This is a genomic window from Allobosea sp. GW821-FHT10B12 (genome assembly GCF_059415545.1).
Genome location: NZ_JBWKNL010000005.1, coordinates 290,228 through 307,626, shown reverse-complemented (window position 1 = coordinate 307,626; position 17,399 = coordinate 290,228). Strand labels below are relative to the sequence as shown.

Sequence of the window (17,399 nt, the reverse complement as noted above, 5' to 3'; positions counted from 1 at the left end):
CCGTACAGGGCATCACTGATAATAAACCGGTATGCACCTGTTATCTCCCCTAGATCCGCTTCATTGCCATCAGAGGCGTGCCCAGAAGCAGGATTATTCGTTATCGTCATATGATAGGTCTGCGGAGAGCAGAAGAAAATGTAGACTTTTACTGCTGTTTATGCCGATAGGTTATGAATGAGATCGCCCCTGAATCTCCGCCAGATCGAGACGTTCCGGGCCGTGATGGTGTGCGGAAGCATCATCGGCGCGGCAAAACTGATGAACGTCACGCAGCCGGGCGTCAGCCGCACCATCGGCATGCTCGAGAAGAAGTTGGGTTATGCGCTGTTCCAGCGACGCGGCCGTCGCATCGTGCCGACGCCCGAGGCCGAGGCGCTGTATCGCGAGATCGAAAAGAGCTACCGCAGCATCGAAACCATATCGCGAGTCGCTCTCGATATCGGCCTGCAACGGGCCGGTGCGCTGCGCATCGCGGTGTTGCCGGCGCTATCGCAATGGCTGGTGCCGCGCGCGATCAGCCGCTTCCTGTCGACACGGCCGGATGTGACGGCTTTCGTCCAGAGCTTGCCGTCCGTCCAGATCGCCGAGCTCGTATCCACGCGCCAGTTCGACGTCGGCATCGTCGAGATGCCGGTGTCGCGGCCGGGGATCGATACCGAGGAACTCGGCGAATCGGTCTTCAATGTCGCTCTGCCTCCGGGGCACAGGCTGACCGCGCAGGATCACATCTCAATGGGCGACCTTGCCGGCGAGCGCATGGTCCTGCTCTCGCAGCACAGCTATGTGCGCTATCAGATCGACGACGCGTTTTCGGCGGCCGGCGTCGCCCCTACGGTCGTCCTGGAGACCGCGAGCGCATCGATCGCCTGGGCGCTGGTCGCCGCCGGGGCCGGCATCAGCATCATCTCGGAATCGACGGCCGACCGTGACATATCTCCGGATGTGATCGTCCGTCCGCTCGATGCCAGGATCACCTGCCGGTACGCGGTCGTATTCCCGCAGCTGACGACAAGGTCGAGCCTCGCGGACGCCTTCGCGGCCGATCTGCGCGCCGAGTTTCAGGGCGCGACGCGCTGATCGTCGATCCCTTCGGGCTGGTACCCGGCCGTCTCCACACGGCATCGTGCCGGCGCACTCCCCCGCGTCGCAGCTTCGCATATCCCGGCAAAGCATAACAATCCGGCATATATAGCGGAAGCAATTTACATATTCGCGCTGTGGCGCGCGGATTAAAGTCTCCTTGCGTTCAAAACCACAATAAGGGGATAGAAATGCGCAAATACCTTGGCGTCATAAGCGCGCTCGTCGTGGCCGCTCCGCTGAGCCTGCAGGCCGCAGAAACGATGTATGTGGCGGGTTTCGGGGGCGCCACGGAAACAGCTTTCCGGGAGAAGATCATCCCGCCCTTCGAGGCGAAGAGCGGCCTCAAGATCGTCTACGTCCCGGGGAACTCGACCGACACTCTGGCGAAGCTGCAGGCGCAACGCGCCAAGCCGGAGATCTCGGTCGCCCTGATCGATGACGGCCCGATGACCACGGCGGTCGAGTTCGGCCTTTGCGCCACGCTCGAAGACGGGCCCAATTCGAACAACGTCTATCGCAGCGCGCGACGCGTCAGCAAATCGGCGATCGGCCTCGGCTACGGCGCCACCGGCCTCGTCTACAACACCGAGGTGTTCAAAAAGAACGGCTGGGCCGAGCCGACCTCCTGGAAGGACCTGGAGGACAAGCGCTACGCTGGGAAGATCGTGATCCCGCCGATCGGCAACGGCTTCGGCCTGCTCGCTCTGGTGATGCAGGCACGATTGAACGGCGGCGACGAAAGCGCGATCGACCCGGGATTCGCGGCGATGAAGCGCATCAGCCCGAGCGTCCTCGCCTGGGAGCCGTCGCCCGGAAAAATGGCCGAGTTGCTGCAGACGGGCGAGGCTGCCCTGGGCGTCTGGGGAAATGGCCGCGTCCGTGCTCTTGTGGCGCAGGGAGCGCCGGTCAAGTTCGTCTATCCGAAGGAAGGCGCCCTGGTGATCCTCACCGAGGTCTGCGCCGTGCAGGGCGCCCCCCGGCCGAAGCAGGCCCAGGACTTCGTCCAATATCTGCTCAGCCCGGAGGTCCAGGCCATCATCGCCGAAACGCAAGGCTGGGGGCCGGTCAATCAGGAGACCAAGCTTCCGCCGGCGATCGCCGCCGATGTCGTCTTCGGGCCTGAGAAGGTGAACTCGCTGATCAAGCCGAGCTACACCGCGATCAATCCCAAGCGGGCCGACTGGACCAGCCGCTGGAACCGAGAGATCGAGCGTTGATGGGCCGGCCCTCGATGCAAGAGACAGCAGCCCCGTTTGGTCACTACGACCAAACGGGTATCGCAGGACGGATCGCAGCCTATGTCGCAGCGGCGAGGCGAAGTCGGGTCTCGGAACCGGCACGAGAAGCCGCGTTCAGATGCATCCTCGATCTCATGGGCGCAGCCGGCGCGGGCATTGCGGATCGGGCCGCGATCGCCGTCCGCTCGACGGCACTGGCGACGATGGGGACAGGCAACGTTCCCATCTGGTTCTCCGGCCGGTCGGGCTCCGCCATCGGCGCGGCCTGGGCGAACAGCGCTGCAGCCTCGGCGCTCGATCTCGACGACGGCCACCGCCTAGCCCGTGGCCATCCTGGTGCTGCCGTCATCCCGACCGCCTTTGCCATCGGGCGCGAGACCGGCGCCACATTGGAACAACTCATCGCTGCGACCGTGATCGGCTACGAGGTCGGGATCACCATTGCCGCCGCGCGCACCGCTTATGGCAATACCGGCACTTGGTCCGCCTATGCCGTCGTCGCCACTGCTGCTGCCTTGCGCGGCACGTCTGCCGATGTGATCGAGCACGCTTTGGCGATCGCGGGTGAGAGCGCGCCCAACCAGCTGTTTGCAAGCGCGCCGCTGCAAGGTCCTGCTCCCGAGGGCAGCGACGTCAAGGAAGGCATTCCCTGGTCGGTCGTCACCGGCCTGGTCGCACTGGGCCTCGCCGAGGCAGGCCATACCGGCCCGCGCAATATCCTCGACAGCGTCAGCCACTACCGTTTCCCCGAGGAGACGTCGCTCGGCTCCGCGCCGCGCATCTGCCAGACTTATTTCAAGCTCTACGCCTGCTGCCGCCACGTCCACGCGCCGCTCGACGCGCTGCTGGGACTGGTAGAGCGGCACGCCATCGAGGTGCGGACGATCGATCGGATCGAGGTCGAGACCTATGGCGGCGCCCTGCGCATCTCCAATAATCCGGACCCCGCCAACCTTGTCGATGTCCAATACAGCATTCCCTATTGCCTGGCCCTGGTCGCCCTGGCCGGCCCTCAGGCCCTGTTGCCGACAACGTCTCGCGTTCTCGCGCTCGGTGACGTGAAGGAACTCGCTGGCAAGGTCGTGCTGTCGCTGGATCATGGGCTCGATGCCCGCTTTCCGGCCGAGACGCTGGCCCGCGTCACCATCGTGAGCGGGAATGCGCGCTTCACCTCCGAACCGACGGGGCCGCAGGGCGAAGCGGCCAATCCGCTGAGCTGGTCGGCTCTCGAGGACAAGTTCAGGGCGGCAACCCGCATGGTCGCGACCGAGGCGCAGCAGCGCCAGGTGCTGGCGGCCGTCAACGATGCGCGCGCAGGCCAGCCAGCGGAGCTGATGGCCTGTTTCGAAGGCCTGACCTTCGAGGCGAACGAGCGATGACGAAAACATCCGTCGAGGATTTCGCGGCGCTGATCCGGCGAGCCGGCCTGCCGGTCCAGCCAGCGGATGTTCGGCAGATCTACGAGGCCTGGGCCTTGGTGGAACCGATGCTCGATCGCATCCGCTTACCTGGTCGTGATCGCGCCGCCGAGCCTGCGCACGTCTTCCGCGCCGATATCCATGCATCGCATCCCGGCAAGACGGAAACATTCTGATGGAGACGCCGACCATCGCTCAGGCCGCGGCCTTGATCGCGGCGCGCGCGATCTCGCCGGTAGAGCTGGTGGAGCATTGCCTGTCGCGCATCGAAGCGCTCGATGGCGCCTTGCACAGCTTCGTCACGGTCACCCCCGAACGTGCGCTCGAGGACGCGCGGGCGGCCGAGCGGCGTATGATGGCCGGTACGCTGCGCGGCAAGCTCGACGGCATCCCGATCGCGCACAAGGACATCTATTGCACGAGGGGAATCGCCACCACAGCGCACTCCAGGCTGCTCCGGGGAGCGATGCCTGACGAAGACGCTCACACCGCCATGCTCCTGGCTCAGGCCGGCACGTCGATGCTCGGCAAGCTCGCGACGCATGAATTTGCTCTGGGCGGCCCATCTTTCGACCTGCCCTGGCCGCCGGCCCGCAATCCCTGGAACACCGACCATTTCACCTCGGGCTCGTCCAGCGGCCCGGCGGCGGCGATTGCCGGAGGGCTCGTCCTCGGCGCTACCGGCTCCGACACCGGCGGGTCGATCCGCGAGCCCGCCGCGCTCTGTGGCATCGCCGGGCTGAAGCCCACCTACGGGCTCTGCAGCCGGCGCGGCATCCTGCCCTTGGCCTTTTCGCTCGACCACCCCGGCCCAATGGCCTGGACTATCGAGGATTGCGCGCTGCTATTGCAGGCGATGGCTGCTCATGACCCGGCGGACCATACGAGCATCGAATGCTCGGTTCCGGACTTCAGCGCAGCTCTGAGCCGTGGCGTGAAAGGTCTTCGTATCGGCGTCGTGCCGCGCTGGCATGACGCTGACTGCCCGGTCAGCCCTGGTGTCCAGAAGGGCTTCGAGAGCGCTCTGGCAATTTGGCGGGATCAGGGAGCGGACATCGTCGATATCACGATGCCATCCCTGTTCGACTATCAGGCGGTTTGCATCATCATCATGATCGGCGAGGCCTATGCATTGCATGAGCCCTGGATGCGATCACACCTCTACGACTATGGCGAATTGCTCCGCGACCGCATCTTGCTGGGCGGGCTGATCTCCAGCACCGACTACCTGCAGGCGGTGCGCCGTCGCCGCGAGTTGTGCGTCCTGACGGCGGAGGCGGCCGCGGACGTGGATGTGATTGCCACCCCGGGGGCTCCTCAAGAAGCGCCGCGGGTCGACAGCATCTCAAAATGGGGTTTCCTGGCGAGCACGGGTTTCGCCAAGCCGTTCAACGTCACGGGCTGGCCTGCCGCCTGCGTTTGCTCAGGCCTTGGCCAAGGCTGGCTGCCGGTCTCAGTGCAGATCGCCGCCAAGCCGTTTCAGGAAGCCCTAGTGCTGCAAGTAGCAAGCGCTTTCGAGGACGCGACCGATTTCCGCTCTCTTCGACCCTGTTGAAGACGACCGGTGCGGATGCGCCAACAGCTGACCTTGGATCAGTGCCGGGTAGCGGACATTGCATTGAGGCCGACGGAGCCGAGTGCCACCGGCCTGCAATCTTCAGACCTGGAAATTTCTAATCAACCGCGCCAGATCGGCTTGAAACTGTTTATAGTGCTGGGTGACGCCTGCTGTTGAAAGATCGGCATCTAGGATGACCGAAAGCCCGCGGGAGAGCAGCAAGTAGCCTTCCCCTGTCAAAGACAGTCGCCTCAATCGGGCATCTTCCGGATCGGCAAGGACGGCGACCAGCTGCCGACGGAGGAGTGGCTTGAGGCTCGCGGTGATGGTGGTCCGGTCCGCGCCTAGAGCAGCGGCGACCTCACCGATCGATGGTGGCGCATCCACGTCGAGGCAGCTCAATAGGATCAGTTGCCCGGTGTTGAGGCTGAGATTTCGCAGTGCAGCGTCGGTCCTTCGGGACAGAACCCTGGCGGCACGCAGGATCGAGGCCGTAAGCCCGGTGGAGGCGTCATAGCCCGAGCTTGCGGAGTCTGGCCCATCGCTCACTCCGCCGCCTGCGCAAAGGCGAGCGGCGAAGTTGCGGCACTAGATCGAGCCTCGACCTTGCTGGCGGCTGTCGCTGCCGGCTTGATCCTGAACCAGGCGGCATAAAGCGCCGGCAGGAAGAGCAGGATGAGCACCGTGCCGACCGCCGTGCCGCCGATGAGCGTATAGGCCATCGATCCCCAGAATACGGAGTGGGTCAGCGGGATGAACGCTAGGACCGCTGCGAGCGCGGTCAGGATCACCGGTCGCGTGCGCTGGACCGTCGCCTCGATGACGGCGTGGTAGTCGTCCAAGCCGGCAGCCTGGTTCTCCTTGATCTGGTCGGTCAGGATCAGCGTGTTGCGCATCAGGATGCCGGCCAGGCCGATGAGACCGAGGATGGCGTTGAAGCCGAAGGGCTGGTTGAAGACCAGCAATGTCGGAACGACGCCGATCACGCCAAGCGGGGCGGTGAACAGCACCATCGTCATCATCGAGAATGATCGCACCTGCAACATGACCACGATCAGGGTCACGGCGATCATGAGCGGGAAGATCTTCCCGAGCGCATCGTTCGCCTTCGTCGCCTCCTCGATCGAGCCGCCCATGTCGATGCGGTAGCCGGCGGGCAGTGATGCGATCAGTGGCTGAAGCGCCGTCAGGACCTGCTTGGAGACTTCCGGCGGCTGAGTGGCCTCGTTGATCTCCGATCTGACCGTGATCGTTGGCACGCGGTCGCGACGTTTCAGGATCGGCTCTTCCAGGCGGATCTCGGAATGTCCGATCTGGTCGAGCGGAACCTGTCGCCCCTCACGGCTCATCAAGGAGAAGTCGGCAAGACGGGTCGGATCCAGCCGCTCGCCGCCGGCGCTACGCGCAACGACGGGCACGTTGCGGATGTCCTCGCGGACCTGGGTGACGGCGATGCCGGTGAGCAGGAACTGGAGCTGCTGACCGACCTGCGCCGGCGAGAGACCGATGAGATTCAGGCGATCCTGGTCCGGGACAAAGCGAAGCACAGGCGTGCGATTGCCCCAGTCGCGGTTCGCCTCCCTGACGTCGGGAACCCCGCGCATGATCTCCAGAGCCTTTTCGGAGATCTTGTAGAGCTCGGAGGGATCGGGACCCGTCACACGAAATTCGACCGGGAACACCGACGGAGGCCCGAAGACGAACTGCGTGGCGCGGACATAGGCTTCGGGCGCAAGCCCGTTCGATACGGCGTCGCGCAGCCGGTGCTTCAGGGTTTCGCGCGTCTGCGCATCCGGTGTCAGCACGACGATCTTGGCGAAGGCCGGATCGGGCAGCTCCGGCGACAGCGCCAGGAAGAAGCGCGGGGCGCCCTGACCGACATAGCTCGTGACGATCTTGGCTTCTGACTGCTTTTCGAGCCAGCGTTCGACCTTTTCGACTGCAGCGGTGGTCGTCTCGATGCTGCTGCCTTCCGGCAGGCGGATTTCGACGAGCACCTCGGGCCGGTCGGAGGTGGGGAAGAACTGCTGCTTGAGGCCGCCCATGCCGATGCCGGAGAGCGCGAAGGCGACGCCGACAATCGCGCAGGTCAGGAACTTGTGATCGACCGCGAAGGTGATGAGCCGCCGCAGGCGCCGATAGTTCGGTGTGTCATAGATGGCGTGATGGCCGCCTTCGACTGGCTTGATCTCCGGCAGCATCTTGACGCCGAGATAGGGTGTGAACACGACCGCGACGATCCAGGACACGATCAGCGCGAAGCCCACGACCCAGAAGATGTTGCCGGCGTACTCGCCAGCCGTCGAGCGCGCAAAGCCGACCGGCAGGAAGCCAGCAATCGTGACCAGCGTGCCCGACAGCATGGGCGCTGCGGTGTGGCTCCAGGCATAGGCGGCCGCCTTGATGCGGTCCATGCCCTCTTCCATCTTCACGACCATCACCTCGATGGCGATGATGGCGTCGTCGACGAGGAGCCCGAGCGCCAGGATGAGCGCGCCGAGCGTGATCCGGTCGAAGAAGCGGCCGGTCTCCAACATAATGAAGAACACCACGGCCAGCGTGAGCGGGATCGCCGCCGCCACGACGATGCCGACCCGCCAGCCGAGGCTGAGCAGGCTCACCAGCAAAACGACGCCGAGCGCCATCGCGAACTTCATCATGAATTCGTCGACGGCCGCGGAGATGTTGACCGCCTGGTCCGTCACCTTGTCGAGCGTCATCCCGAGCGGCAGCGTCCGGGCGATCGCGGCCGTCTTGTTCTCCAGCGCTTTTCCGAGCGCGAGGCCGTCCCAACCCTCCTGCATGACGGCGGCGAGCATGATTGTTGGCTCGCCCTGATGCCGGATGATGAAGGTCGGCGGGTCTTCGTAGCCGCGGCGGATCTCTGCGGTGTCGGACAGTTTCAGCGTGCGCCCACCCGCAACGATCGGCGTGTCGGCGATCGCCTGGACGCTGTCATACGCGCCGTCGATCCGGATGAAGACCCGCGGCCCTTTCGTATCGATCGAGCCCGCCGGCGTGACAGCATTCTGCCGCTGCAAGGCGGCGACGATGTCCTGCGCCGAAACGCCGAGGGTCGCCAACTTGGTGTAGGAAAATTCGACGAAGATCTGTTCGGGGCGCTCGCCCAGGATGTTGACCTTCTTGACGCCGGGCACATGGAGAAGGTCCTGGCGGATGGTCTCGGCCTGCCGGGCGAGTTCCCTCATCGGCATGCCCTTGGCCTTCAGGGCGTAGAGGGCGAAGCTGACGTCTGAATACTCGTCGTTGACGAAGGGGCCAAGCACGCCGGGCGGCAGGTTGCGCGCTTCGTCCGCAAGCTTCTTGCGGGCCTGATAGAATTCTTCCTGCACGGCGGATGGCGGCGTGCTGTCTTTCAGGTTGACCGTCATGTAGGCGTAGCCGGGGCGCGTCGTCGTCTCGACGCGGTCGTACCAGGTCAGCTCCTGGATCCGTTTCTCCAGCGGCTCGGCGACCAGATCCTGCATTTCGCGCGCCGTCGCACCCGGCCAGACGGATGTGACGGTCAGCGTCTTGATGGTGAAGTTCGGGTCTTCCGCCCGCCCGAGCTTCACGAACGCATAGGCGCCGGCAGCGACGAGCAAGATGATGGAGAACAGCGTGACGGCGCGTTCGCGAACGGCGATCGCGGAAAGATTGAGGCTCATTTGCCGCCCCTGTTCTGGGAAGCAGGCCTGACGCGCGCGCCGTCCTGCAGAAGATGGGCCCCGAGCGAGATGACCGGCTCTCTGGAAGTCAGTCCGGAGATCACGGCAGTCTCATTGGTCACACGCACCAGCTTCACGGGCTGGAACTTCACCGTCGAGGTCTCGCCATCCAGGAGCCAGACGCCTGTCCGCTGGCCATTGTCCAAGAGTGCTCCGAGCGGCACCTCCATCTCCGGCTGGCTTGCCTGGTTGACCAGCCGGAGGGTGACGGTCGCCCCGAGCGGCGCGGCTGCTGCCTCGCCTTCGAGCACATAGCGCGCTTCGTAAGTGCGGGTTTGCGGATCGGCCGAATTGGACAGCTGGCGAAGCTGCGCGGCGTAGCGAAGAGAAGTCGTGCCATACAGGCTGGCCTCCGCCGCCGAGCCGATGGCCGGCCGGATCGTCTCCGGCAGCGCGACGAGCGCTTCACGGGGGCCGGCCTGTGCAAGCCGGACCACGGCCTGGCCGGCCGCGACGACCTGTCCCGGCTCGCCGAGCGTTTCGACGACCGTTCCATCGGCATCGGCGACCAGAACGGAATAGGTCGCTTCGTTTTCCGCAACCCCCGCTTCCGCCTCCGCCGCCGCAAGCTGGGCCGTGGCGGTGTCCAGTGCCGCCTTGGCCTGCTCGTAGCGCTGCGGACTTGCAGCAAACCCGTCCTTGGCCAGTGCGGCATAGCGCTTCTCATCAGCACGCGCCTGAACCAGAACGGCACGCGCCGCCACGGCCGCGTTGCGCTTTGCCGTGAGCGCAAGCCGAAGGTCCGTCTCATCGATCCGCATCAGGGGCTGGCCGGCCTTGACCTCTTGGCCGACATTCACAAGCCGCTCGACGATTTTACCGGCAACCCGGAACCCGAGATTGCTTTGGACCCGGGCCGCGATGACGCCCGTGAACCGGCGCTCGGATTCGGCGACAGGGATCGGGGTTGCCAGTCTGACGATCGGCGCATCCTGCCGCGGATCGCTCACGGCGGACGCCTTCTGTGGGCGGGCCGAGAAGGCAACGAGTACCGCCACCACTGACGCCGCGACCAGGACGCCCGCTGCGGCGACAACCGATTTCTTTTTCTTCCCCATGGCCTTATACCAATTAGATTGCGTTCGATCACCATACCTATTATAGATTACGAACGCAATCTAATTTTTGGAGGTCCCAATGCGTGTCACGCGCCAACAGGCCGAGGAGAACCGGCAAACCGTCATCGATGTCGCGAGCCGTCTCTTTCGGGAGCGCGGCTTTGATGGCATCGGCCTCAAGGACCTGATGGCGGGTGCCGGGCTGACGCAGGGCGCTTTCTACAAGCAGTTCGACTCCAAGGACGACCTGGCGGCGCAGGCGTCGAAGCGGGCCCTGGAGAGTGCCTTCAACAGCTGGTCGGCTGTTGGCGAATCCAGCCCTGAGGATCCGTTTGGCGCGATGGTCGATTTCTATCTCAGCATGGGCCATCGCGCCTTGCGGGGCGACGGCTGTCCGATCGTCGCGCTGGGTTCGGATGCGGCACGCCAGGGCGACGACGTGAAGGCGGCGTTCCAAGCTGGGATCGAGAAATACCTCGAGTTGCTTGGCGGCTGGATCGGCGACGCCGGCGATGTGCAGTCCAGCGGCAAGGCCATGGCCATCCTCTCGACGATGATCGGCGCGATGGTCCTCTCTCGCGCCGTCAATGACGAGCAGATGTCGCGACGGTTCCTGGAGGCGGCCGCCGAGAGCGTGCGGTCCTCGACCGAACCTGTGCAGCAGCCGGGACGGCGCCAATGACGTTGTCGTCGGCGGAGTAGTCAGAGCCAGCGGCGAACCTGGGCCTTGTAGCGGCGGTAGTCTTCGCCGAACTTCGCTTCGAGATAGCGCTCCTCGCGGGCGATCACCTGCGTCTGGATCGCGATCAGCACCAACGGGAGCAAGGCGAAGGCGATCGGTCCGTCGAAGCCAATCGCAAGGCCGGCATAGATAAGCGCCATGCCGAGATACATGGGATTGCGGGTCCACCGATAAGGGCCGGTCGTTGCGATGAGGGTCGTTGGCTGCGACGGCCGAACGTTGGTGCCTAGCCGCCGGAACAGCCCCGCCGCCGCAAGCATCACCGCCGCGCCGGCAACGAACAGCAGCGCGCCTGCTGCGACCAGCAACCGCCAGTCGATCCCGAAAGAGCGCAGGGTGAGGAACCGCTCCGCCGCCAGCCCCAACAGCAGCGCTCCCAGATAGATGAAGGGCGGAGGGAAGCGCACACCCGCACTGTCCGGTTCGACGGCCATGCTCATCTCCAATCTGTGCTCAAACCAGCATCGACTGCTGGGCGAAGATACCCGCCATCGCGCCTTGCCACGATGCCGTGGTGACCGAGGGCATTCCGGGGTTGGCGAGGTCGCCGGCGGCGTAGATGCCGGACATGCTGGTCTCGCGGCGCTCGTCGACCTCGAGGGCGATGCCGACGGGCGTATCGACCGTGGCGAGGCCCAGTGATTCATGCAGGCTGGCGGACGGCTTGTTGCGCGGATGCGCGAACAGGATGTCGACCGCAACATCGGGGCCGGTATCGCGCTTGATGGAGGCGCGATGCCCCCCGGGACGGGCGATCCCGGTGATCCGGCCGTCGACGACAGGTATGTTGCGACGCGCCAGATCGGCCCGGATATCGGGCGGAATGTCATGACCATCGGCGAAGAGCGTCAGCCTGTCGGTCCAATCGTGAAACAGCCTGACCTGATTCATCGACTGCGGACCCGACCAAACAAGGCCCCAATGCTGGTCGGCAACTTCAAAGCCATCGCAATAGGGGCATGGGATGACGGATGTGCCCCAGGCTTCGGCGAAGCCTGGAACATCAGGCATCTGGTCGACAACGCCATAACTCAGGATCAGGCGGCGCGCCTTCAGGCTTTCACCATCGCCAGTGAGGACCGAAAAATCGTCGATGGCACCGGAGACGCTGTCGGCTCGGGCATTGACCAGCTTCACCGTCGGATAACGCGCCAGCTGCCGCCGCGCCTCGGCCAGGATGTCCAGCGGCGGCTTGTGATCGTGGCCGAGCAGACCATGCGAGTGGCCAGCGAAGCGGTTGCGCGGCAGACCGGTATCGAGAACGGTGACTTTGCGACGGGCACGCCCGAGCTGCAGCGCGCCGGCGAGACCGGCAAAGCTGCCGCCAATGATGATGACGTCTTTCATGGTGAGTGGCTCCTTGTTGTGGATGGAAGAGGATGGGCCGGACTGGGCGGTGGCCGGGGCGCGGGCGATGCCGATGGCGGAAAGCGCCGCAGCCAGCTTCAGCAGGGTTCGTCGTTGCATGGCTCTCTCGTGTTTCAGGCCGGATCGTTCGACGAACGCGCTTGCATACTTTGGAAACTGCATGGTATCGTAATTTGTGAATTACGATACTGTCAAGGACCGTAATTGTCGTGACCGAAAATCGCCAAGGCCGGCGCGGCCGGCCCGCCAACGAGGCGCTTGGCCAAACGATCGTCGACGCTGCGCGCGAACTCTTTGTGGAATTGGGTTTTCAAGCGACGACCCTGGACAAGGTCGCCCAGCGAGCGAAGGTATCCAAGCTCAGCATCTATCGGCACTTTGAGAACAAGGAGGCGCTGTTCAGCGCGGCCATCGCGGCCCGCTGCCATCAGTTTGCACCTCTGGCCCTTTCTGAAGGCGTCGACGGTTCGGCCGAAGATCAGCTCATGGCGGCGGGATCATCCCTGCTTCGCACGCTGTTGAGCCCGGACGTCCGCAGTGTCGAAGCCATGGTCATGGCCGACAAGACGAATCAAAAGTCGCTAAGCAAGCTTTTTTACGAAGCCGGCCCCGCCCATGTCATGGCCCAAATCGAGGCCCTGTTGCGTCAGATGCACGCGAAGGCGGTGTTAAACGTGCCCGATCCTCTCCGGTCCGCCCGTTTGTTTGCCGCGCTTATCAAAGGATCCGATCTCCTGATGATCGCACGCTTCGATGAGGCGAGAGCAGAGGACGACAACGAAATCGAATCCTATTGCCGCTCGGCCGTCGCCATGTTCATCGCCGCGCACGGTGGCAACGACCACGCGGGGGGCTAGTTCAATAGGCCGGCGCCGGACATGGCGCCAGCAGCAGGCTAGACTCACGGCATTCCTCTCCGCAGCGCCTTGTGACCGGCGTAGGGTTCCACTTTCAGCACCCCGGCGAAGCCTTGGGGATGCCGGATCGGCTGAGAGGCCTGCGGTCCGGCGCGTAGAGATAGACGACGCGGGGCGGATCATCGGTTGTTCTACGGCCTAGTCACAAGCAACTGTCTTCGCCCAGGCAGAACGCGCCTTATTGGGACTTCGGCACGGCGCCATAAGCGGAACTTCGTGCGCTGCCAGAAACCTGACATTGGCTAATGCGGTGCAACGGGCCTCGACAGGTCCTAGCGCAAGCGTTCGACAGCGCTCGGCGTCCTTTCGAGCACCTGCTTGGCTCTGTTGGATCTGGAATCATTAAGGCGCCCTGAGCGCGTGCAACTCACACACCTATTGCGATAAATTCGTAGGAATGCAGCTGCCTCTGGCCCGCAATCGCGCAGTCCATCGCTGGCAGAGCGACCGCCTGTAGCACCGGGCCACTCAGGATCAGCGCCGCCTGCGGTCCGCGCAGCCGCACAAAGCCGTCCCAAGCGATTGATCACAAAAGCGCGGTCGCAGCGGCCAGCGCCAGCTCCTCTCACGAGACGGTTGACGGCTGTCTAGCGCTCGAATAATCATCAGTAAAAATAACATTCATATATGAAAGCTGGAGGAAGCCCATGAGGGCCCGAGCATCGTCGGGCGGGTTTGGTATCGTGATCGGCCTGTACCGGGCCGTTCTGGTCGGCCTGCTGATCGCCATCACGCTCCTCATCGCCACCGCGGTGCTGTTCCGCTACGGGCTCGGCGCCCCGATCCTGTATTCCTACGAGCTGGCGTCGCTGCTCTTCGTCTGGCTGGTCTTCCTGTCTTTGGCCGGCGGGGCCGCCCAGGCGGCGCATCTCGGCGCCGATGTGCTGACGCCCTATCTCGGCCCGAATGCGCTGCGCCTGCTGCACATCCTCGCGCATCTCTGCTCGCTGGCGGTGCTCGCCTATATCAGCTGGTACGCCTGGGTCCTGGCCGGCCGCACCCGCGTCGAGATGCCGACGCTCGGGCTCTCGATGGCCTGGATGTATGCCGCGGTCCCCGCCGGATGCGCGCTCTATATCGGCTGGATCTTCTACGACCTGGCGCGCCTCGCCGGCCTGGTCACGGCCCCGCCGCCGGCTCCGGTGGAGATCTGAGCGATGGGCAGCACCGGCCTCTTCACCGTCTTCACCGGCCTGATGATCACGGGCATGCCGATCGCCCTGGTCATCCTGGGTGCGGCGATCCTCTTCGTCATGACCGAGCCGGGGCTGATGCCGCTCGGCGTCGTCCAGGCGCTCGTCAACGCGACGCAACCCTTCCCGCTGATCACCATCCCGCTGTTCCTGCTGGCGGGCGAGCTGATGAACATCAGCGGCATCTCGCGCCGGCTGATCGACTTTGCCTCCGCGCTTACCGGCCACATGCCCGGCGGTCTCGCGCAGGTTAACGTCGTCGTCAGCACGCTCAAGGGCGGCATGAGCGGCTCCGCCAATGCCGATGCGGCGATGGACGCCAAGATGCTGGTGCCGGAGATGACACGGCGCGGCTACGACATCGCCTTCTCCTCGGCGGTGACCGCGACCTCTGCCTTCACCGCGGCGATGTTGCCGCCCTCGATCAGCCTGCTGATGTTCGGCTTCGTCACCGACACCTCGATCGGGGCGCTCTTCCTCGCCGGCATCGTCCCCTCGATTCTGCTGACCCTCGCCTTCATGGCGGCGACGCACATCATCGCCAAGCGCCGGGGCTATGGCGGTGACACGCGCTGGCAGGGCTGGGGCGTCGTCGGGCGAACCTTCATCGGCTCGCTGCCGGCGCTGCTGCTGCCGCTGGTCATCACCTTCGGCATCCGCTTCGGCGTGTTCACGCCGTCAGAGGCCGGTGCCGCCGCGGTGGTCTATGCACTCGTCTTCTGTGCCGTGACCCGCGAGGCGAGCTGGTCCGAGATCTACAGCGCGATGTGGAGCACAGCCGCCACGACCGGCGCGATCATGCTGGTGCTGGCTTCGACGGGCGCGCTCGGCTTCGTCCTGACCTTCGAGCGGATTCCGCAGGCTGTCGCCGAGCAGCTGATCTCGATCACCAGCGAGCCGCATCTCCTGCTCATGCTGATCTGCCTGCTCGTCTTCGTCGTCGGCATCTTCATCGAGGGCCTGCCGATGATCCTGATCCTGGCGCCGATGTTCCTGCCGGCCGTCACTCAGGCCGGCATCGATCCCGTGCATTACGGCGTGGTCTTCGTGCTGGTCTCGTTGCTGGGCGGCATCACACCGCCGGTCGGCACGCTGATGGCGACGACCTGCGCGATCACCAAGGTGCCGATGGGGCCGTTCTTCCGCGAATGCCTGCCGTTCCTGATCGCGATCATCGCGACGGGGTTGCTGATCATCTTCGTGCCGCAGACCGCGACCTGGCTGGCCTATCTCTGACCACGAGAGAGCGACACGCGAAGTCGCCAACCCGCAACGCCCTAGGGAGAAAACTGATGAAGACAGTAATTAAGATGCTGGCCGCGACCGCGCTCAGCGCACTCGCAGCCTCCGCCGCCCAGGCACAGCCGAAAGCGACGCAGCTGCGTTTCGCCCACATGAACGGGCCGCAGCACTCGGTCAATCTGGGCGCGCTGAAGTTCAAGGAGGCGGTCGAGAGCCGCACCGCCGGCCGTGTCCAGGTCGGTGTCTTCCCGAGCGGCCAGCTCGGCGAGAACACCGCGATCGGCGAGCAGATCAGCCTCGGCAGCGCGATGATCGGTCAGATCGGCGTCGGCGTGCTGGCCGACTACGTCCCCGACTACTCGGTGATCGTTTATCCTTTCCTGTTCAAGGATTTCGCGCAGGTGAAGGCCTTCCTCGCCTCCGACATGCCCAAGCAATGGGCCAAGGCGCTGGAGAAGAGCAATCTCAAGGTGCTCTGCCACGCCTATTTCGGCACGCGCGACCTCTACACCCGCAACAAGGCGGTGCGCGTGCCCGCGGACATGACCGGGCTGAAATTCCGGGTCCAGCCGGTGACGATCTACACCGAGCTCGCCAAATCGATGGGCGCGACGCCGACGCCGATGCCCTGGCCCGAGATCTACAGCGCGCTCAGCCAGGGCGTGATCGACGCGGCCGAGGCGCCGCCGAACGCGATCGCCGACCAGAAGCATTACGAGCACGCCAAGATGTACATGAAGACCGGACACATCGTCGATGTCTCGCCGGTCGTGATGAGCCTGTCCGCCTTCAACGGCCTGTCGAAGGACGATCAGGCGGCGGTGGCCGAGGAGAGCCAGAAGGCCTGCGATTTCATCAGCGAGGACACGGCCAGGGCCTATGACGCCAGCCTCCAGATCCTCAAGGACAAGGGCATGACGATCATCGCCGATGTCGACCGCGACGCTTTCGCCAAGCGCGCCGAGGCGATCGAGAAGGCTTTCCCGAAATGGACGCCTGGCCTTGTCGCCAAGGTTCGCGCCACGATGGGAAGTAACTGAGATGACGGCGACCGAGCTCGACAAGGACCGGGATGGCGCGCGCCGCTATGCCGTACCGGCGCTCGAGAAGGGGCTCGACGTGCTCGAGCTCCTTGCCCGGTCGCCGGACAGCCTCGGCATGAGCGCCGTCGCGGTGGCGCTCGACCGCACCGTGAGCGAGATCTTCCGGGTGATGCAGTGCCTGGAAGGTCGCGCCTATGTCGAGCGCGACCCTGAGAGCGATCGCTACCGGCTCTCGATGATGCTGTTCAACCTGGCCCATACCCGCCCGCCGACCAAGGCCCTGGTCTCGGCAGCTGGGCCGGTGATGGACCGCATCTCGGCGACGACCATGCAGTCCTGCCACCTTGCCGTGATCGATGACCTCAACATCGTCGTCGTGGCGCAGGTCACGGCGCCGACGCCGATGCATTATTCGGTTCGCCTCGGCGCGCAGTTCCCGGTCTGGGAAACCAGCTCGGGCCTCGTGCTGCTGGCGCACCAGCCGGAGGAGACGCGCGCCCGGCTGATCGACCGCATCATGACCGTGCAGTCCGATGTGACACGTGCCGAACTCGAAGAGCGCTGCGCGGATGCGCTGCAGAAGGGCTGCGAGATCCGCACCAGCGCCATCGTCAGCGGCGTCACCAACATCACCTATCCGGTCTTCAACCATCAGGGCCGGGTCGTCGCCGTGCTGACGAGCCCGTTCCTGCCGCAGGTGCATCTCGATGTGCGCCTCGATGAGGCCGCGGCGCTGATTGCGGCCGGCACAAGCGAAATCTCCAGCGCGCTCGGCCACCATCCCGGCTGAGCCTTCGTCCCTCCAAAG

The 17,399-nt window shown here is 64.7% G+C and carries 16 protein-coding genes; 11 read left to right on the top strand and 5 right to left on the bottom strand.

Going from position 1 to position 17,399, the window contains the following annotated elements:
- Positions 1–177: 177 nt before the first annotated feature.
- The 5 genes from AC07O0_RS19105 to AC07O0_RS19085 all read left to right on the top strand — a co-directional run bounded on the left by AC07O0_RS19105 (position 178) and on the right by AC07O0_RS19085 (position 5,297).
- Positions 178–1,080, top strand: coding sequence for a LysR family transcriptional regulator (locus AC07O0_RS19105; RefSeq protein WP_494625259.1), 903 nt, complete (start codon positions 178–180; stop codon positions 1,078–1,080).
- A gap of 194 nt (positions 1,081–1,274) precedes the next feature.
- Complete coding sequence (locus AC07O0_RS19100; protein ID WP_494625258.1) at positions 1,275–2,303, top strand: ABC transporter substrate-binding protein; 1,029 nt, start codon at positions 1,275–1,277, stop codon at positions 2,301–2,303.
- The gene (locus AC07O0_RS19095; protein ID WP_494625257.1) at positions 2,303–3,703 is read left to right on the top strand and encodes an MmgE/PrpD family protein; all 1,401 of its coding nucleotides are present in this window, start codon (positions 2,303–2,305) and stop codon (positions 3,701–3,703) included. Before AC07O0_RS19100 ends, AC07O0_RS19095 begins: the two co-directional genes overlap by 1 nt.
- Complete coding sequence (locus AC07O0_RS19090) at positions 3,700–3,918, top strand: hypothetical protein (protein WP_494625256.1); 219 nt, start codon at positions 3,700–3,702, stop codon at positions 3,916–3,918. The genes AC07O0_RS19095 and AC07O0_RS19090 overlap by 4 nt, the downstream gene beginning before the upstream one ends.
- Positions 3,918–5,297: an amidase gene (locus tag AC07O0_RS19085; protein WP_494625255.1), complete on the top strand. Its 1,380-nt coding sequence runs from the start codon at positions 3,918–3,920 to the stop codon at positions 5,295–5,297. The genes AC07O0_RS19090 and AC07O0_RS19085 overlap by 1 nt, the downstream gene beginning before the upstream one ends.
- Before the next feature lie 102 nt (positions 5,298–5,399).
- Here the strand turns inward: AC07O0_RS19085 and AC07O0_RS19080 are convergent, their stop codons facing one another.
- Genes AC07O0_RS19080 through AC07O0_RS19070 form a run of 3 tightly spaced genes read right to left on the bottom strand, consistent with a single transcriptional unit; the run spans position 5,400 to position 10,086 of the window.
- The gene (locus AC07O0_RS19080; RefSeq protein ID WP_494625254.1) at positions 5,400–5,849 is read right to left on the bottom strand and encodes a MarR family winged helix-turn-helix transcriptional regulator; all 450 of its coding nucleotides are present in this window, start codon (positions 5,847–5,849) and stop codon (positions 5,400–5,402) included.
- The gene (locus AC07O0_RS19075; RefSeq protein WP_494625253.1) at positions 5,846–8,968 is read right to left on the bottom strand and encodes an efflux RND transporter permease subunit; all 3,123 of its coding nucleotides are present in this window, start codon (positions 8,966–8,968) and stop codon (positions 5,846–5,848) included. The genes AC07O0_RS19080 and AC07O0_RS19075 overlap by 4 nt, the downstream gene beginning before the upstream one ends.
- Positions 8,965–10,086: an efflux RND transporter periplasmic adaptor subunit gene (locus tag AC07O0_RS19070; protein ID WP_494625252.1), complete on the bottom strand. Its 1,122-nt coding sequence runs from the start codon at positions 10,084–10,086 to the stop codon at positions 8,965–8,967. Before AC07O0_RS19070 ends, AC07O0_RS19075 begins: the two co-directional genes overlap by 4 nt.
- A gap of 79 nt (positions 10,087–10,165) precedes the next feature.
- On the opposite strand from AC07O0_RS19070, the gene AC07O0_RS19065 reads away from it, so the two are divergent.
- A complete protein-coding gene (locus tag AC07O0_RS19065) occupies positions 10,166–10,768 on the top strand; it encodes a TetR/AcrR family transcriptional regulator (RefSeq protein ID WP_494625251.1) in 603 nt (200 codons plus the stop codon).
- A 20-nt stretch (positions 10,769–10,788) separates the two neighbouring features.
- Here AC07O0_RS19065 and AC07O0_RS19060 read toward each other — a convergent pair whose 3' ends face one another.
- Positions 10,789–11,262: a methyltransferase family protein gene (locus AC07O0_RS19060; RefSeq protein WP_494625250.1), complete on the bottom strand. Its 474-nt coding sequence runs from the start codon at positions 11,260–11,262 to the stop codon at positions 10,789–10,791.
- A 19-nt stretch (positions 11,263–11,281) separates the two neighbouring features.
- On the bottom strand, positions 11,282–12,175 hold the full coding sequence (locus AC07O0_RS19055; RefSeq protein WP_494625457.1) for an NAD(P)/FAD-dependent oxidoreductase: 894 nt from the start codon (positions 12,173–12,175) through the stop codon (positions 11,282–11,284).
- 230 nt (positions 12,176–12,405) lie between these two features.
- On the opposite strand from AC07O0_RS19055, the gene AC07O0_RS19050 reads away from it, so the two are divergent.
- From AC07O0_RS19050 to AC07O0_RS19030, 5 genes are all read left to right on the top strand, one after another.
- Positions 12,406–13,053, top strand: coding sequence for a TetR/AcrR family transcriptional regulator (locus AC07O0_RS19050; RefSeq protein ID WP_494625249.1), 648 nt, complete (start codon positions 12,406–12,408; stop codon positions 13,051–13,053).
- A gap of 707 nt (positions 13,054–13,760) precedes the next feature.
- Positions 13,761–14,267 (top strand): TRAP transporter small permease, encoded by a 507-nt coding sequence (locus AC07O0_RS19045; RefSeq protein ID WP_494625248.1) that lies wholly within the window; start codon positions 13,761–13,763, stop codon positions 14,265–14,267.
- 3 nt (positions 14,268–14,270) lie between these two features.
- Positions 14,271–15,542 carry a TRAP transporter large permease gene (locus AC07O0_RS19040; RefSeq protein ID WP_494625247.1) on the top strand — a complete coding sequence of 424 codons (1,272 nt, stop codon included), beginning with the start codon at positions 14,271–14,273 and terminating at the stop codon, positions 15,540–15,542.
- A gap of 56 nt (positions 15,543–15,598) precedes the next feature.
- Positions 15,599–16,588 carry a TRAP transporter substrate-binding protein gene (locus AC07O0_RS19035; protein WP_494625246.1) on the top strand — a complete coding sequence of 330 codons (990 nt, stop codon included), beginning with the start codon at positions 15,599–15,601 and terminating at the stop codon, positions 16,586–16,588.
- A gap of 1 nt (position 16,589) precedes the next feature.
- Positions 16,590–17,381, top strand: a complete 792-nt coding sequence (locus AC07O0_RS19030) for an IclR family transcriptional regulator (protein WP_494625245.1) — start codon at positions 16,590–16,592, stop codon at positions 17,379–17,381.
- Positions 17,382–17,399 lie beyond the last annotated feature (18 nt).

Excerpts from the sequence above, each read along its gene's own strand:
- AC07O0_RS19060 (WP_494625250.1), bottom strand. The coding sequence starts at position 11,262 with ATGGCCGTCGAACCGGACAGTGCGGGTGTGCGCTTCCCTCCGCCCTTC.
- AC07O0_RS19040 (WP_494625247.1), top strand. The coding sequence starts at position 14,271 with ATGGGCAGCACCGGCCTCTTCACCGTCTTCACCGGCCTGATGATCACG.
- AC07O0_RS19095 (WP_494625257.1), top strand. The coding sequence starts at position 2,303 with ATGGGCCGGCCCTCGATGCAAGAGACAGCAGCCCCGTTTGGTCACTAC.
- AC07O0_RS19055 (WP_494625457.1), bottom strand. The coding sequence starts at position 12,175 with ATGAAAGACGTCATCATCATTGGCGGCAGCTTTGCCGGTCTCGCCGGC.
- AC07O0_RS19075 (WP_494625253.1), bottom strand. The coding sequence starts at position 8,968 with ATGAGCCTCAATCTTTCCGCGATCGCCGTTCGCGAACGCGCCGTCACG.
- AC07O0_RS19100 (WP_494625258.1), top strand. The coding sequence starts at position 1,275 with ATGCGCAAATACCTTGGCGTCATAAGCGCGCTCGTCGTGGCCGCTCCG.
- AC07O0_RS19045 (WP_494625248.1), top strand. The coding sequence starts at position 13,761 with ATGAGGGCCCGAGCATCGTCGGGCGGGTTTGGTATCGTGATCGGCCTG.
- AC07O0_RS19070 (WP_494625252.1), bottom strand. The coding sequence starts at position 10,086 with ATGGGGAAGAAAAAGAAATCGGTTGTCGCCGCAGCGGGCGTCCTGGTC.
- AC07O0_RS19035 (WP_494625246.1), top strand. The coding sequence starts at position 15,599 with ATGAAGACAGTAATTAAGATGCTGGCCGCGACCGCGCTCAGCGCACTC.
- AC07O0_RS19030 (WP_494625245.1), top strand. The coding sequence starts at position 16,590 with ATGACGGCGACCGAGCTCGACAAGGACCGGGATGGCGCGCGCCGCTAT.
- AC07O0_RS19105 (WP_494625259.1), top strand. The coding sequence starts at position 178 with ATGAGATCGCCCCTGAATCTCCGCCAGATCGAGACGTTCCGGGCCGTG.
- AC07O0_RS19065 (WP_494625251.1), top strand. The coding sequence starts at position 10,166 with ATGCGTGTCACGCGCCAACAGGCCGAGGAGAACCGGCAAACCGTCATC.
- AC07O0_RS19085 (WP_494625255.1), top strand. The coding sequence starts at position 3,918 with ATGGAGACGCCGACCATCGCTCAGGCCGCGGCCTTGATCGCGGCGCGC.
- AC07O0_RS19090 (WP_494625256.1), top strand. The coding sequence starts at position 3,700 with ATGACGAAAACATCCGTCGAGGATTTCGCGGCGCTGATCCGGCGAGCC.